Below are 17,112 nucleotides of genomic sequence, written 5' to 3'. Positions count from 1 at the left end.
TAATTCTATGAGTATGCAGGTTTCCTTGAAAAGAGACCTGCATTATTAAAGAGAACGGTGGAACTGACCGGAAATGCTGAATCTTCATCGTTGATTGGATACTGCCCCGCGATGTACCGCGCGCGGGGCAACAGATAAAAATAGGTAAAACTATGGGGTTCTTGATGCGGTATCGTTTTCATCCTCACTGACGATAAACCACGGCGTGTATAGTTTTTCTCGCAAATATTTCTTAGCGGTGATGACTTTGTATTCCCGTCCCAGTGGATCATAAAGGTGGGTATCGGCAAACAGATCACCTCGTGCGCTGTCATCACTAACGTAGCGCCAGTCATTCAGAAAATAGGGTTGATAAGTACGTACAGGTTGGCCTTTATCGTCATATTCTGTGCGACCGGAAACCGCCCATCGGTTGTCTGTAGGAGCACTGACCAGAACGCCATTTGCATCCACAACCAGCCCACCGTCTTCTTTACGTTGCCAGGCGTCACCGGGCTCATGACGGGCTGAACTCTGGAGTAACCGGCCAAAGCCGTCACTAAAACTCACCGTCTGTTGGTGCTGTTGTTGCGGATCGTTATCGTAGCGATCAGTGGTGATGCCCAATATGTGTGGAGGTAAACGGGGAATACTTGCCAATAGCGAGATAAGTTGAATCGTTAGGTTCTGATGGCCTATTCCCCGTTTCCCGCTTAGCGCACATACTTTCCCATCTTCTGTAACCATATGAGCGGCACGCAGTTGCGCCCATAGCGCTTCTGCCCCTTCTGGTGATTGAGAGAGCTGAGACAGAGATAACGACGGCATCCAACTATCAACTGCATAGACTAAACATTGGGCAACGGGGAGTGCGCCGGTTAATGCCAGCGCTTTATCTACGGAGTCTGGTGGCGTAAAGGGCTGGTTGGAATAGCCTGTAGCCTGTCCTGCTTCCGTGCCCCAGAACCGGCTGGTGGTCACGCGACCTAGCGCATCCAAGGTTACAATATGTTGATTATCATTAATATCTGTCAGTTGTACCGGGGTCAGGAAACGATAATCGTAACGGGCTTGCGTCGTTAATCCAGCGGCATCCTGAGTCTGTATTATTACGCAATGATGGGTATCCCAGGTCAGAGTGGTTTTCCCTGTCAGCAACGAGTTACGCTGAGTCTGAGGCCGCCAGAACTGTGTGGCATTACCGTAATCGGTATAGCTTTGCCGTGCTACCCATACTGGGCTTTCTGATCCGGTATTAAACAACCGCGCGACTTGCTGATAACCGGCCTGTATCAGTGTGGTATTCAACTCCTGTTCTTCAATCACGCCCTTATACGCTTCTAATGAGGTATCGTCCATCATGGCGGTTTCTTGAAACGCGACCAGAGCCTGTAATGTGGGCTTTTCTAGAGTGACTTCTGATTGACCGGCGGTGTAAAACGTCTGTTGTTGCCCCAGATAAACGGCCGCTTTTTCATCTGCTAGCAGGCCGTCTGCTTTTAGCAAGATTTCGAGAGAGATCCCTTCGGCCGGAATTTTACTCCGGTCATAAGTATAAACATCACGGCGTTGTGCATTCGGTAAACCTAATCGCCAGTTTTCTCCGTCAGTCAGGTGATGCCAGCTATTTTTTTGTCTCACCAGACGTAATAGTTGTTGCTGGTCATCATAGCTACTGTCAAACAGTGTTTCCGGCAGGGTAGGCGGGTAGGGATTCACTGCCGGTTTTTCACGGCGCGGCCAGGCAATATCGACACTTTGCAGTGATTGACCAAAAACATCGTGCTGCAACCAGATACTTTGGCTGAACTGTGGATCACTGATGATACGTTCATAGTGATAGCTGCGATTTTCAATAGCAGTCACCCAGGCAGATAATTCGGTTTCTTTATCTACGGGAATAGAGCGTACCTGATAGCGCGATTCACTGACGGTATAAGGCACCGTTTGCTTATCCGTTCCGTCCAGACCGTAAAGCTCAGTGCGTAGCAATTGGCCTTTAAGTGCCCGCGTCAGCCAGTTACGTTGTGTCTCATTGGGGGTAAATGCTTGGTCTGTCTGGCTGGTGTTATCCCAGACGGTATAACGGGTTTCAAATCCGCTATAAGCTTGCGTGTCTGCCTGCCAATATTCCGTGGCTAATTGGCTGTCTACCTGATCCATCCCGGTGGCAAACCAGCTAATGCTCAGTGACGGTGCCGCTTGTTCGGGGGCGGTGCCGTGAGAAAACGTTGTGGTATCTGTCTGTTTGATACAACCAAATCCTCTGAATTCCCGCTCTTTACCATCCCAGACGCCGTGGCTGTAGCTGACTTCGCTGGTGAGCCGATTACCGCTGATTTCATCCTGAATTTCGGTATGCCATAGCAGATGCATTGGAAATGGCAGGTAACAAACCGGAGATTTTCCTGCTTTGGCGAGCTGTAATTTCTCATCCAACCAGAATTGCGCGGAACTGCGATAATGCAGGGTGTGATGTGCGCCCCGGTTATTGTTCATCACATTCAACAACCAGGGTTTGGTCAGTGACAGATCACAACGCCAGTGATGCGGCGCGATATGTGGCACGGTCAGAATCAGGCTGGCTATCCCTAATCCCTGAATATCGGCGACTTGAAGTTGGCAAGTGTTGTCAAATTGTACGCCTTCTGGCAACGCTAATGTCAGTGGGGCATCAAACTGATTACCACTTTGGTTGAGATAAATGAGCAAAGAACCGGATTGCGCATAGATAAGATCGGTGGTACCGGAGCCGTCGATATCCGCCAGAAACAGCCGTTCGGGATTGAAGCTATTTTCGGGCTGGCTAAATCCTGGCAGGGTGAGTGGTTGACCAAAACGGCCATGTCCCAGATTAGGCCAACAGGTGACGCGATTAGCCTTAATTTCCACCAGATGTTGTTGACCGGAGCCGAGCATATCACTGAAAGCTACCAGTTTGCGGGCATCGGTCCCGGTGACGGGCAGGGTGATGCCTGTGGATTGGGGGACATCTTGTCCTTTACGCCAGCCGTTTCGCTGGTTGGCATATAGACGCACGCTTTTCGGCCCGACTAACACTAAATCGGATAAGCCAGCCCCGGTAAGGTCAGCGAACTGAATATTTGGATGAAAATATTCCACTGGCAAGGCATTGATTGGCGTGAAGTGCGTCCATTTTCCATCGGGTTGTTGGCTATGGTATCCGCGAATACCGGAGGCGGTGATTACCCAATCCAGTTGGCCGTCTCCGTTGATATCCATTAATGAGGCGTTATCCTGCAAACTGGGTAGGGTAGGCAGTGGGGAGATTTTGCCGTAAGTGACGGCATTACTGTCCCCGCCTTCCTGACGTTGCGGCGCTTTATACCACCAAGCGCCGCGATCTTGGTACAGCATACCCGGCAACCCTTCTCCTCGCAGATCAACCAATTGATAACGTTGTTGCGAGTTAAAATTATCTAGTGCATCAAAACGTTGCCATGTCGGCATCTTCTCCAGATCAAACCGCTGCCAGGCGAGTTCCAGTGGCGGCAGGGCGACTGGGCTGCCATCCGGTTCATGGCTTAATTGACGGATGGTAATCAACGTGGTGACGCTGGCGTTTTTGTCATATTCCAGAATTAAGCGTCCAACCAGTTCCGGCGTGTCATTGGTACCGGCTTCTCCGGCCATGAGGGCGGTACGGTGAAACATCAGCACTTGTTGACATAAGCGGCGAGTGCGCACTTCAAAACCGTATTCATAGCGGGAGAAGAGATCCGGTCGTACAGACCATTGCGCTGTACCTGCATCCCATTTCGGTACGGTATGAAGTGAAGTATCGCGCTCGCCGTGGTCAAAGACCAGATGAAACAGCCACTCTTCCGGTGCGGGAGGGGTGTTATCCAGTACGAACAGGCTGGCTTGTGGTTTGATGTTACCGTAGTTCACCTGTACCAGATAGCGCTGCGCGGTAACATTAGGATGAGCTGTTTTTTCATTGTCGTCACAATGGGCTTCATCTTCGGCTCGGTATTGATAGCTGACATGTTCACCGGTTGGCGTCACGGTTTCTTCCAGCAACCACTGGGCGATTTGTTGGTCATTTTGCGGATTTGCCAGACAAGCCTGTGCGGTTTTCCCTAAGATATGCAGTTGGCCATCCGGTGACGATATTAGCCAGAAAGCGTGTCCTTCTTGACCGGAGGCAGGTTGCCAGTATTCGATTTTACTGAAATCCAGAATCTGACGGGCTTGATAGCGGGTCACGATATAGGCGATTGGCAAGGTAACGCCTTGCAGCGTCTTAACGTTTTGACGAATATCAGGTTGCCCTTGGTCATTCAGGGCGATATTCATGACCTCGCCTTGTGGGGATAAGAACGTGTCGTCATTACCGTATTGTGGAATGCCATGTTGGGTGCGTCGGCTAATGGCCATGACGCCACATTGCCAGCCGATGCCGAAAGGCCCGTTACCTGCACTGTTGCTGTAAATCAGCGATAATCCAGGAGCTGTTCCTCTACCAGTTGAAAGGGGTAATGGTAGAGATAGGGTGGCCATGCCATCAGGGCCGGCAGCATTCAGAGCTTCTCCCATGCCATTGATAGCACCGCCACCTTTGGGAAGTGACAGCGTTGTAATCGATACTTCTGGTGAATCCTGCATAAAATACTCCTTAATAACAGGCCCCTGATAGAGACCTGTAATCGAAAAAGAAAAGAAATTTACGCGTCTCGAATGATGTAATTCAGATGCACAATGATGTCACTCAAATTAGCAACCAAATCGTGTTGCGATCCCCCTTTACCCGCGTGGAAAATATTGAGCGCCAGTGTACCGGTTGTCGCATCTCGACCTTCAAAAGGCAGAAAACGACTGTCGTTAAAGTCGGTAACAAACCGGCCTCCGTCATTCACACCGTGTGATAAGGCGGCGATTTCCGCGCCCATTACCAATGTGGCTTCAAGATCTTGATAGGGTCCCAGAAGTGTTGGCAGGGTGACGGCGATACGTTTAATGCGGCGCTTCTTCTCGTTACCCAGGTTGTAAGAGTTATCCAAACCTAGCTGACTCAAATCCAGTGTTGCTTGGAAGATATCCCCTGTCAGCGTCAGAGTGACGCCACTGGTTGGAGGTACCTTTTCCCCGTTAAGCACCTTATTGATGTTTTGACTTAACGTCCCGGTACCAAACAGGGCATCCAGCGACACGGTACGGATGGCTTCCAGCCCGATGCCACCCCGTGCAAGCCAGATGGCATCCAATTTCTGTAGCTCGGAACTTAAACCTTCCCCTGCTAACAATCCTTGCCACAGATCATTCCACACCGGAACTTGAAATAGACTGTCGCTCTCTTTCTCGCCTAATTCTTGTACTAAGGCGGCTTTTGCCTGGAGACAGATTGGCAAAGTCGAATCATACATCTGGTAATAGAGCGCGGAGAGACGGCCGGCCATCCAGTTATACAGTGCCTGTCCGGTAAAACGAGTGGTTTGCAGGTCATAAATCGCCTGAGCATTCGCTTGTTCGGTTTCAGAGAGCATGATCTGTTTTTGTGCCATCGTGATCTGCTCTTGCAGGCTTTGTATCTGGGCATCCAGTTGGGTTATTTCGTTATTAGCAATATCCCGTTGTAATGCCCACTCTTCCTGACGACGCTGATAACCTGCTGTCACTTCTGAAATGCCGGCGCTCTGATCCTGGATACCGGCGCCAACTTGGGTTGCTTGCCCGGAGCCGATTAATGGCGCTCCCCATTCAGAACCACCGTTAGCCAGTCCGAAGACGTTAGGTACAGCGTTGGCGATTCCGCCGGCAATCAGTAATCCCGTCGCAACTCCATTGGTAATCATGGCGGTGCTGCGCAGTGTCAGACCGGCGATTTCTGCCGCAGATAGACCGCCGTTAATTAGGTCGCTGTAGTGTTTTTGCCGCAATGTCGCACCATCACGGCTGGCCTGTAATGCGGTCAGGCTGTGTTGTAATCCTTTGAGATTATTTTGCTGTATATCGTGCTGTTGTTTCAGGATGGCTTGCTGTTGAGTCTGCAACAACAGCGTCATTTTTTCATTATCCTGACGTTCTAATGTCGTTTGTAAGCTGTTGCCGAACTGAGTCAACAAACTGACGGCAGAACGGGCCCGTTCTACCAATAGTGGATAGCGCCAGCCTTGAACACTGCCTTGACCGCCAGCCGGACTGCTGCCTGTACCGTCTCCCCCAGCTTGTTGACGTTGCAGGGTTTTCGGATCTACCGGCGTGGCATATAGAGGAAGATTCAGTGGTTGACCATCCAGACTCAGGTTGTGGCGTAGATTGTATAGACGTAATTCAAGTTTATCCCAGTAACCGAGCAGTACATCGTTGTACGGTGGCAAGAAATCACCGTCACCAATATTTACGGTATCGCCTGCATTTAGCCAGGCAGCAAATGTCATCACTTCTGGTGAACTGAGGAGTGTCGGTGTGGCGATTTTGCCTGATTCTACACTCAGCGTCGGATTTGGCCAGGTATTGGTGGTATGGATATCAGGGCGTGGTCCCAGTAGCTGTTGTGCCTGAATGTAGTACATTTTGGCTTCGACTAAAGTATCGCGCTCAAGTTGACGGTAAGCGCTGTCGCCGCGGGCAATTAACAGATCTAGGGCATGCAAGAATATCGCCAGCTTGTAATGCATCGGATCAGCCATAGCGATCACGTCTGGATCAGTGGTGGCGGGCTGTGTGGTATTCCATGCGGTATCCAGTTCCAATGGCATCACATTCCAATAACGTGGTTTGCTGCCATCCATAATGAGCTCGCCATTAGCATCACGGTAACCGGCGCTGCGGAAAATGTATTTAAACCAAGTGTCCGCGTCCTCGTAACGTTGCTCGGTTTGCATACGTACCGCAACCAGGAACGGAATATGGAAGAAGATTTCCCACAGATAAATACCATAGGGGCCACTGAAATTATCAACCGGATTAGATCCGCCAAACTGGCCCTGCACATCATAATTAAGTAGTGAGTCGAGGCTAATATCTAATAGCGCATTGAGATCTACATAATTAGGGAGGTGTAAATCAATGGCAGAACCAGAAGGTGGTGTAAATTGTTTTCCATCTGATGAAAATGTGCCGTAGGAAGTGAATTCTATTGTATTAATAGAGAGTGTAAAATTACAGTAGTTATTATCATTGTAACTTTGTCCATGACACATGCGTAATTTAGTTGTGGCATAATCCTTTGAAGATAAATTTGCACTTCCTGTATTAGACAAGTTCTTAATTACTTCGCCAGAATCATAACATAGCGTCACTCCGGTGCGGGGAGTAGCTCCGCCGACATTCTGAAAAATAAGTATTGTTCCATCATCAGAAATATTCATCTGAGCATCAGAACCATATTGTGAAGCTACTTCAGTCGGGCTTGATGAACCTGTTGCTCCAACTCTATTGTAGCCAGTAAAAGAAAGCTCCAAGATTTTTTTCTTTGATGTCCAGCTATAATCGCTACTCATCACCCAGATGTTTTTATAAACAAAATCTATTTTATCTTCTTTCGATATAGTAAACCAACGGATATGTAGCTTGTTATTTTCCCAGAAAGGCTCGACATGCCCTGAATATGCCTCACTAATCCCGGCATTAATAGCTCGCCACTCTGACCATTGATCCGGTTTCAGCTTACCGCCATCAGTGATTAAAGTTAATTTCCGCCAATAAAATGCATAGGGGGCATTTTGTGTACGGCCGATAAAGAAGATGGTTTTATTATTCTTACCTTGGCAGGCAGTGATATAATCAAGGGTGACTAAAGTGTCATAGCTAATTAGATAATCACGTAATTTAGATTCGACTAATTCACTTTTTAATTTCCCTTGAGAAATACCCTGTTCAAATGCGGTAAATATCTCAGTCTTATTCAATCGCAATGTTGGGTCAATATAATCCCCGGCATAGAATTTCAACCGCTCCTTGCCAGCCCAGGTGCTATAACGGTGGTTAAAACTATCCCAGTTATATAAAAACTGCTCATCGGCAAAATAGGGTTTTGCTGAGTCAGCCAGTGTGCCGTCATAGCCTTCTACCGCACGATGAATAAATAGTTGCAGACTGCCAATCGCCTCGGACAATGGTGAAGTAGTAACCAGATCGCTAATTTTGGTATCTAGCAACAGATATTCATACAGATCATCAGCGGTCTGGATACTCTCTTTTAAATCTGCGGGCACCTGAGTAGCAATATAATGAGCAACCAATGCATCACGGCGCGCTTCTTTCAACGTTTGTGTAAATAAAGATTCAGACATAATCAATTCCTTCTTATCCGGTTACTGACGATTGCTGATTGCGGCACTTAAGTTTTGGGCTACCGATGCCAGTAAGGCGCTACTCTCGGCCGTAGGATCTGCTTGCATCATGGTCAACAGATTACCCAGAGTGCTACTACCGACATTCAAGCTTTGTCCGACACGTAACCAGGTCAGAAGTTGCCAGAGTGATGTAAAACTTTTCGGCCAGTTATTTTCCCCTAATAGCAAGGTATTAACTTGCGCTACCGTACCTTTATCCATCTCATGCAATGTGGCGATAAGTGAAGCTGCATTCTCAGTCGTCATATCTTTGACATTTAATTGATCGAAACAGCGCATCGCTTCATCACGGGAAACGGTGACCTGAGTTTGCCACTGTTTAAAACGTGATAGCGTGAGTAATAGCTCTGGATTGGGAACAGGGACATTAGTGATGCCGTTGAGTAAACGTTCAGGATAGGTTGTCAGTAATTGCAGATCCTGCTCGGTCAGGCTCAGCCATTTCACAATTAACACTAGCTGGCTAAGTTGCTGAGTCGCAATTACCAGAGAAGTATCGGTTTGCAAGGAATCCAATGTGGCATTGTCATGGCTAAACAAGGTTTGAATACCATGCCAGTAGTTTGCCAATGTAAAAGGATTATCACTACCGATTGTGATTTTCTCTAACCAGAAGGTTACGATACCCATCACATTGCTCTTAATGCCGAAACCGGCACTTAGCGCACGCAGCACTTTTTGCTGTAACGCCGAATCCATTGTTTCTTTGCTGGCAGCTTGACTATTCACGCTGTCACAAACGTTTTCCAAGAAATTGAACATCTCAGCGGTGGCGGTACCGCTCCATTGCGTACTTACCATCCCTTGCAGATAAGTCAGACTCAAGTTGACAGATGACATCCAATCCAGCACCTGCTCGGTACGGCGTAAAATAGCCAGTGGTTGCAGGGATTTTGCCTGACCTAACTGTTGCAATAAGATATCTTTTCCGCCTTCCATCAGACGCCATAAAATTTCGGCTTGGGCGAATGTCAGCCCAAACAAACGGGGAATGGCTCCGAAGCGATACAACTGACTGGCGGTATATTCATCCAAGGTAAAACTGCCTGCATCACCGAAACAATAGCGACCAATACGGAACAATTCATCACTGGTGACACCTAATGCTTTGCAGCATATAGTGGACAACTCATCCTGTTCATTTTCTGCATATTTCACCTCTGTACCTAGCGCAATGACATGATTACCGTCGGCAGAGCGGAAAGCGGTTTCATAGAAACTGGGTGTCTGATCTGGCGTATAAGGATTTACTGCACTAATGAACGTCACAAAGGTATTGGCATCAAGTCCATAGCGCTGTTTCAGGCTGACATACTCTGCCAGTGCTTCAAGGACCGGTTTATCCAGCACAATTTTATCGTGGTGGTCCGGTACACTACGGCTGGCATTGACAATCAGCCAGTCCAATTCTTCAAATGATAGCCCGGTCTGGGATGATAGACGCACCAGCTTTTCAGCGCGACCGGCTAAGGCGACTACCGTATCATCAGTGAAATTCAGGCTCTTGCCATCGGTTTGAATCCACAGATATTGACCATCAGCCGCTGCTGCCAGTGTGCTGTTCAGATAGGCTGCGCCGTAGACATTGACGCGAGTAGGATCAGTTTCCCCAAAACGCACATAGCGGCTGGCTGCTTTCGCATCAACGCTGCTTTGGCGATAAGATTGCTGAGCGGTCAGAACCATTAATTGATTGAAGTTTAATCGAGTCTTCTCACAGAAAGTATCGATAGAATTCAGTTTGCTGGTCAATTCGCTGGTTGACAATGAAGAAGCCCGTAAACTACCGCCGTTAAAACCATAATGGTTGGTAATATCATCTTCTGTTGGTGCTGGATTGGTCATCAATTGATAACTCACCGGCGTCAGTGACAGGGTTTCGCGGGCTGGTGGCGACGGAATATCATTAATCGCGGGAGGAATCACATCATCAGGGTTTGTCGGGGTACCTGAGCTATCGCTGCAAAATGTTAATAACAGCCCTTTGTCTTTTGTCCCATTGATGACCAGCGCATTTTTCCAGTTTGACTGACCGGAACTATCTACCGCGATATAACCCTGTTCTGTTTTCAGATAGTACTTATCCTTATTCTCGCTGCGTTCCAGTGTGACTGGCAGATGGAAGCTCGGTAAAGGCTGAGTACTGCCTGATTTATTGGCTATTTGGGCAAAAATGCCGTCTTTATCCGGGTTGGTCGGGCTGTTGCCTCTTAAGAAACAGCCGGTCAGAACATTACCATCTCCCATCGTTGTACCATCGGGAGTGCCGAGGTAGTAGCACTGTTTTGCCATTGACCAAGTGAGTTTCAGCGGTGCGACAATAGCGGCCTTAGCTGAGTCGGGATTACCTGCAATCAATTGTGCGCCGATAATGCCATTTCCGCTGGTGTATTGCGACAGGTAAACCATAGGTTGCCCGTCGAAGCCTACTGCTTTGAAATAAAAAGTGTTTCCGGCAAAAAACGTATCTTTATTAGCATCTTGGGCGGTGAACAGTTTGCGTGTATTCGTATTATCGGCCTGTTCTGAAACCGCTTGTGCCGTGGCATCTGTCAAAGTGTTCCATACACCGTTTAGCGTTCTGGCTTGTGCCGATAAAGCGGAATCGATTTGCGACAGGTGATCGTCGTAAGGTAATGTCATTGGGAAGAACGCGCTGGACAATTCAGCAATATCTTTACTGCCTTTTTGTAGCACATCCAACAAGATATCAAGGGAAGTGACCTCTTTATTCATGGTCGTTTCGCTTAATATCAGATCTTTCAGATCAGCGCGGCGATTATCGATATGCAAACTGGAATCTGATTTATGCAGATCTTTAGCAACCCTGTAGAGTGCGGAAGCATAACGGCCCGGTGAAAATAGGGATTGAATAGAGGCAGCATCAGCATATTGACTGGCACGGTTCATTAAATCGCTGAAATCCCCATCACCGCCAATATTCTCGACCAAAGCATCTTTAAGCACAGAAACGTCGGATTGCGCATTAAGTTTAGTCAGCCCTTTAATAACCGGCTCCTGACGTAATTGCCAGGCTCGGTAGAGGGATTTCAGATTTTCTGCCCGTTGCCGCGCCTGACGATAGAGTGTATGAGCCTCTTTAACGGGCAGGGTGGGAACGGACTGAACGAAAGCAGCCCGGCTGATTGATGCGATGTCAAATACGTTTTGATAACCAGCGTCAAGCAGAGGCTGTTCGGATGTGCCTGATAAAAATGATATTTTATTTTGCATAACAGTCACCATTACATGGCTTAGAATTAGAACATCTTGGAAGGTTAGTTTCGAAAATCGAGCTAGCTTTCTTGGTGTAACAATTCATAAATATTCCTTTTATTTTTTTATTTATTGCTGGTTCAATTAAGGTGATTCAGAGATAAACAAAACGACCAGCATGAGAAATTTCGTCCAAGGCGCTGATAGCAAAAGTGTTATAAAAATGAAAAATAATTTGTGATAATAGGCTAGTGCATCATTTATCTTAGGCAATTAGAATCATTTTCACTATTTGGTAAGAGTGGTTAATTGATGGAGGCATGACTTTATAGCGTGGAGGCTTATTATGTTAAGCTCAATTTTTATTAATGTAGGAATAAAAAATTAATTTAATCGTAGTGGAAAAGAAAACCCGTAAATAGTTTCAGTTTGAAAATAATCAGACTTGTATCTATCGGGGCATTTTGGATTTTTAACAAAATCCGCCGTAACCCCTTGTATCTTGAAAATTGATTACAATGTCGACATGACTAGATTTGGCACAGTGTGTGCAGCCTGATAAACCCTGGGGGATTAAAGCCCGCGAGTAAAGCCAAAAAATGGTTCTGATTGCCTGTATGCGCAAACTTCTGACCATCCTGAATGCCATGATCAGAAAGAACGAAGAATGGGATGAGTCATACCACCAGATTGTGTCATAAATTGTTGCTCAGGACAGTTGCTTATTAAATGTCAGATAAAAACCAGCACTTTGTCAATACGCTGTGGGCCATTTGATCTGCCCACAGGAAATATTAACTATTCAATAGCTTAAGCTAACCGCCAATTTTGTGCGGATTGCTGTAGTGTCCAAAGATCGTGGTAAAGCCCTCGATTTGCCAATAATTGCTGATGTTGTCCTTGCTCAGCAATTTCACCATTATTCATCACCACAATTTTGTCCGCATATTCAATGGATGACAATTTATGTGCAATAACCAACACCGTTTTATTCGTTATCAATGACTGCATCGCTAATTGGATATCTCTTTCATTTTCTGGATCGAGCGAAGCCGTTGCTTCATCCAAAATAACCAGAGGCGCATTTTTTAGTAATGCCCTTGCTATAGAAAGCCGTTGCAATTCTCCGCCAGAAAGGCGTATCCCATCTGCACCGATTTTCGTATTCAACCCATCAGGCAATTTATTCAATAAACTATCCAACCTTGCCAGACAGCAGACACGCAATAATTCTTCATCACAGGCATCAGGGTTGGCAATTCGGAGGTTATTACCAATCGTGTCATTGAGCATATAATTACTCTGGAATACCACACTGATATATTGTTGCCAATATTCCATCTCCATAGAGGCAATATCAATTTTTTGGTCCCCACTACCTACCCAAATACTTCCTTCTGAAAGTTGCCAAAAACGGGCTATTAGTGCAGCCAGTGTTGATTTCCCTGAACCGGATGCCCCAACCAAAGCAGTTACTTTATTCGCTTCAATAGTTAGATTTATTCCGCGAAAAATTTCTGGTTTATCAGGATACGCAAAATACACATTATCTAATTCAATCGTCATATTATTGAGCTGCGGTCGGGTATTTCCCTGCGATAATTCAGGCAATTCAAATACTTTTTTAACCCGTTCTGTTGCCAAACTAAAATAATTCAACTCCGCCAGAAACATTGACATATTCAATAATGGCCGGAAAAAACGCACCGCTGCGATAAGAAATACCAGTACCTCCGCTAATGACAGAGTATGCCCCAACCATCCCCAAGTCAGCGCGATCAACAACACGATAAATCCGCATTCCACCAGCAAATTAAAACTGTATATCGGCCAGACGCCAGCTTTTTCGGCAGTCAGCGATTGTTGATAAGTTGTCGTAAGTACATTATTCAAGCGGCCAAAAGCCTGACCAAGCATCCGATAAGATTTCAACACTTTCAAGCCATCAATATACTCCATCAAAGCATCATTAAGTTTGAACAGTAATTGTTGCATCCTATTTTGCCAGCGACGCGCATATTGTCGCATCAGTAAATAAGCACATAGCGCCAGAGGTAAAGTTGAAAGCATAGCCAGCGCCATACGCCAATCTTTCAATAATAATCCGATAGAAAAGAAACAAAGTACGGAAGCCGTTGCGATCATTGGCGCATACAAGTGCGTGAAAATATGTTCGATCATATCGATATCTTTCAGCAATGTATTATTAACGCTACTCATATCCGTCCGCTGAAAAAAACCCATCGGCATACGGCGCAAATGTTCTCCCAGGTTTTTACGTAACGTACGCCCTGCATCGAAACCAATCAGTGAAATATTGAAATAAAGTGTACGAGCCAGTAATACTCGAACCAACATCAAAGCTGCACAACCTCCGACTAATTTAAACTGATACACCATATCGGGCATATCAGAAAGCATATCGAGAATGATGTAGTAAAGAAATGCGTAAGGCGCTGATGCCAGTAAAGCATCCAATATGGAGAGGGCCACCATACCTGAAAGCCCTTTCAGTGGTTTTCCAACCAAGTGGGAAAGATTAAACGCCTTAAACATGCGAAACCTCCTGATTACGCATAGCCACATGCCAGCTTTTTGCCGCCTGATGAGCATCCCACATATTCTGATAAAGTCGGCACTCCTGCAAAAGTTGCTGATGCGTTCCTTCCGCCACTTTACCTCCATTATCCATCACAATGATTTTATTGACATTGACCAGTGTATTTAGCCGATGAGCAATGACCAATACCGTGCGCCCTTTCATCAAATGGGACAATGCCTGCTGGATTCTTACTTCATTTTTCGCATCCGCATAGGCAGTCGCTTCATCCAAAATTAAAACCGGAGAATCTTTTGCTATCGCTCTAGCAATAGAGATCCGCTGAGCTTGCCCACCACTGAGCGACCCCTGCTGAACCACTGTTTGATATCCTTGCGGTAATTCACGAACAAATTCATCAACGCAAGCCGCTTTAGCGGCTGCAATAACCTGCGATTCTGAAATATCCTGATTCCCCATCCTGATATTATTCATAATGGTGTCTTCGAAGATAAATACATCCTGAAAAACAAAACTAACCAGTGACATTAGTTGATCCAAAGGCATCGCGGTAATATCGCTTCCACCAATTGAAATACAACCTTGCTGATACTCATATAACCGTGGAATAAGTTGAGCCGCGGTTGTTTTCCCTGCCCCAGAGGGGCCAACAATCGCAGTAATTTCCCCTTGCCGCGCAATAAAAGAGAGAGCATCTACCGTAGGAATAACCGCATTATTATGGCTGAATGTGACATGCTCAAAACAGATATCACTGCCATTGATTGATTGTGGAACATGCCCTTCCCGTTGCTGAGGCTGATTAGAAAAATCACGGATATTTTCCACGCCTTTTAGCATTTCGCTGAACATGCCAGCAAATTGCAACAGGTTGTAGAATGGTTCCATCAAGCCAATTCCCAACAGCATGAAGATAAATAATATCGCTAACTCCACATCCCCTTGAGCATATAACCAGATACCAACGGGCATAATACACAACAACCCCAAATCTAAAGCCAACTTAAACAACGCAGCAGGAGTTCGGGTATCGGCGAGCCATCCGGTAACTAATCTATGGTGTTGTTCCACTGCATTAGCATATCGCTGATGGGAATCGACGGTCATATTGAAGGCTTTGACGAGTGGCATGCTTTTAACAAAATCCACTACGCTAGTATGCAAATCTGCTACCACCTGATGATAAGCTCTGATACGCGAATCAAACCCCTTAAAAATCCAGCACTGCATGGCAATCGCTAACGGCAGTGGGATCAACGCCAATAACGCCAGCCTCCAGTCAAAGAAAAACAGCAATATTGCCGCTGCCAATGGTGAAACAATAGCCGCCGCAATATCCGGTAAGTGGTGAGCAATGAATGTTTCTATTCTACCAATATCATCTGAGATGATTTTTTTCATTGTTGCAGAGGTATGGCGATTAGACGCACCCAACGGCAAATCACCCACTCGTGCAATTACTTTGCGGCGCAATTCAAACAGAAGCTGGAAAGCGGCTTTATGTGATAGTAAACCGGAAAATAGTTGCAATATGACCTTACCAGCCAACGCCATTGCCGCCAGGCTGACCAGCCACCATACCTGCGATGCCGTCACATCAGGCTGATGCAGAAAAATATCTATCAGGCGATAGATCAGCACATAAGGCACCAACGCCAACAAAGAGTAGACAACAGCTAAGATCATGGAAATGATCACTCTTTTCCTTTGAGTCCCGATCAATTTCATCAACCAAGAAAAAGCACTATCATCTGATTTCATTGATGTACCTCAACTTGCTGAAGCTGAGCAGGCGGGCGGACAATCATAGACGGAGCCAGACGGAAACAGACTGTCACGATAATAATTGTCGTAATACCCCCGGCAACCGCCGCATAGAAAGCATTGGTGAATCCCCAGTAGTGCGCCAACGTTCCGGCAATGACCATTGCCGCACTACTACCAAGCACTTCACAACATTGCAGCAATGTAAAATTTGTTCCTGGCTGAATAACATCCTGTTTGCTATCGCCTTCGCTCCAGCACATGAAGCAAGAAAAGAAAGAGACGCAACTCAGATTGAAAAAGAAGCCTTCCAAGACAAAAAAGATAAAGACCATTGTGGGATCTGTTGACGATACAGTCAGTGAAATCGCCAGTCCTAACCAACATAACGCACTGGCAATCAGCCCGCTTAATGCCAAAGCCGGGCTGGAAAACCAGCGATGAAGAAAACCCGCAACTAGCGCTCCTGTGATGTAACTGATAATTAAAACACTGCCGGAAATCAGAGCAATAAATTCCAGATTAACGCCCATATCCACAAGGAGAGGTGATATCAATGCAGCCCCAAGAGTACTGGCGAACTTGAACAACAATGCCATCAGAATGACCGGCAAGCTTCCCTGACGGCGGAATATTTTCCATATGGAAGCACTGCCCGGATTAACAGGAAGTTGCTGATCGATATTGAATTTATCCTTATTAAGCATAAATGGGATATGGCAAACTATCTGAACTAGCAAAAAAAACAGCACCATATTGCGCCAACCCACAGAACTGAAAACATAAAGGCTAAGAATGCCCCCTGCCAGCATCCCCAAACTAAACCCGGCAACCTGACCGACATTCACTTTGACATGACGGCTGCCGGCAAAAGTGCGCACTGCCAGAGCATCAACTGCAACATCCTGGCTGGCATAAAGCAGATTAATTAATGTGAGTATGATCAGCAAACCAATGACATCAGTTTGTGGACTGAAAAACCATAGAGAAGCGACAGCAAGCAATGAAAGTATTTTAAGTAGCTGAATCCAAGCTAATCCAGAAGAAAGTTTGCTAAACCCCCACGGTTTATGGTTTTCAATGAAAGAAGCCCAGATAAATTTGAATGCCCAGGGTAACATGCATAAACCAATAAGACCGATAAACTGCATATCAGCCCCTTGTTGCCGTAAGATCCCTGGCAAGGCAAAAATTGCCAACCCCAGAGGAGCACCTTGCGCACAATAAAGACCGAATAAACCAACAAGGTTATGATTATATTTCATGATATTT

General features: G+C 46.3%; 6 protein-coding genes. All 6 read right to left on the bottom strand.

Going from position 1 to position 17,112, the window contains the following annotated elements; all coding sequences use genetic code 11:
- Nucleotides 1-150: 150 nt before the first annotated feature.
- Nucleotides 151-4,608, bottom strand: a complete 4,458-nt coding sequence (tcaC, locus tag EAE90_RS16095; RefSeq protein ID WP_214054319.1) for an insecticidal toxin complex protein TcaC — start codon at nt 4,606-4,608, stop codon at nt 151-153.
- Nucleotides 4,609-4,667: 59 nt separating this feature from the next.
- On the bottom strand, nt 4,668-8,237 hold the full coding sequence (tcaB, locus tag EAE90_RS16090) for an insecticidal toxin complex protein TcaB (RefSeq protein WP_214054318.1): 3,570 nt from the start codon (nt 8,235-8,237) through the stop codon (nt 4,668-4,670).
- Between the two features lie 21 nt (nt 8,238-8,258).
- Nucleotides 8,259-11,546: an insecticidal toxin complex protein TcaA gene (tcaA, locus tag EAE90_RS16085; protein WP_281422357.1), complete on the bottom strand. Its 3,288-nt coding sequence runs from the start codon at nt 11,544-11,546 to the stop codon at nt 8,259-8,261.
- Between the two features lie 780 nt (nt 11,547-12,326).
- Nucleotides 12,327-14,072, bottom strand: coding sequence for an ABC transporter ATP-binding protein (locus EAE90_RS16080; RefSeq protein WP_246550844.1), 1,746 nt, complete (start codon nt 14,070-14,072; stop codon nt 12,327-12,329).
- Nucleotides 14,065-15,837, bottom strand: coding sequence for an ABC transporter ATP-binding protein (locus EAE90_RS16075; RefSeq protein ID WP_214054316.1), 1,773 nt, complete (start codon nt 15,835-15,837; stop codon nt 14,065-14,067). The genes EAE90_RS16080 and EAE90_RS16075 overlap by 8 nt, the downstream gene beginning before the upstream one ends.
- Nucleotides 15,834-17,105, bottom strand: a complete 1,272-nt coding sequence (locus EAE90_RS16070) for an MFS transporter (protein ID WP_214054315.1) — start codon at nt 17,103-17,105, stop codon at nt 15,834-15,836. The genes EAE90_RS16075 and EAE90_RS16070 overlap by 4 nt, the downstream gene beginning before the upstream one ends.
- Between the last annotated feature and the right edge of the window lie 7 nt (nt 17,106-17,112).

The organism is Photorhabdus caribbeanensis (assembly GCF_018448885.1).
Taxonomy (GTDB): Bacteria; Pseudomonadota; Gammaproteobacteria; order Enterobacterales; family Enterobacteriaceae; genus Photorhabdus; species Photorhabdus caribbeanensis.
The sequence above is the reverse complement of the archived record's forward strand: the minus strand, read 5'-3'. Positions and strand labels throughout refer to the sequence as shown.

Bases quoted from the DNA above. Each gene is read 5' to 3' on its own strand.
- EAE90_RS16080 (WP_246550844.1), bottom strand. From the start codon at position 14,072: ATGTTTAAGGCGTTTAATCTTTCCCACTTGGTTGGAAAACCACTGAAA.
- EAE90_RS16070 (WP_214054315.1), bottom strand. From the start codon at position 17,105: ATGAAATATAATCATAACCTTGTTGGTTTATTCGGTCTTTATTGTGCG.
- tcaA (WP_281422357.1), bottom strand. From the start codon at position 11,546: ATGGTGACTGTTATGCAAAATAAAATATCATTTTTATCAGGCACATCC.
- tcaC (WP_214054319.1), bottom strand. From the start codon at position 4,608: ATGCAGGATTCACCAGAAGTATCGATTACAACGCTGTCACTTCCCAAA.
- EAE90_RS16075 (WP_214054316.1), bottom strand. From the start codon at position 15,837: ATGAAATCAGATGATAGTGCTTTTTCTTGGTTGATGAAATTGATCGGG.
- tcaB (WP_214054318.1), bottom strand. From the start codon at position 8,237: ATGTCTGAATCTTTATTTACACAAACGTTGAAAGAAGCGCGCCGTGAT.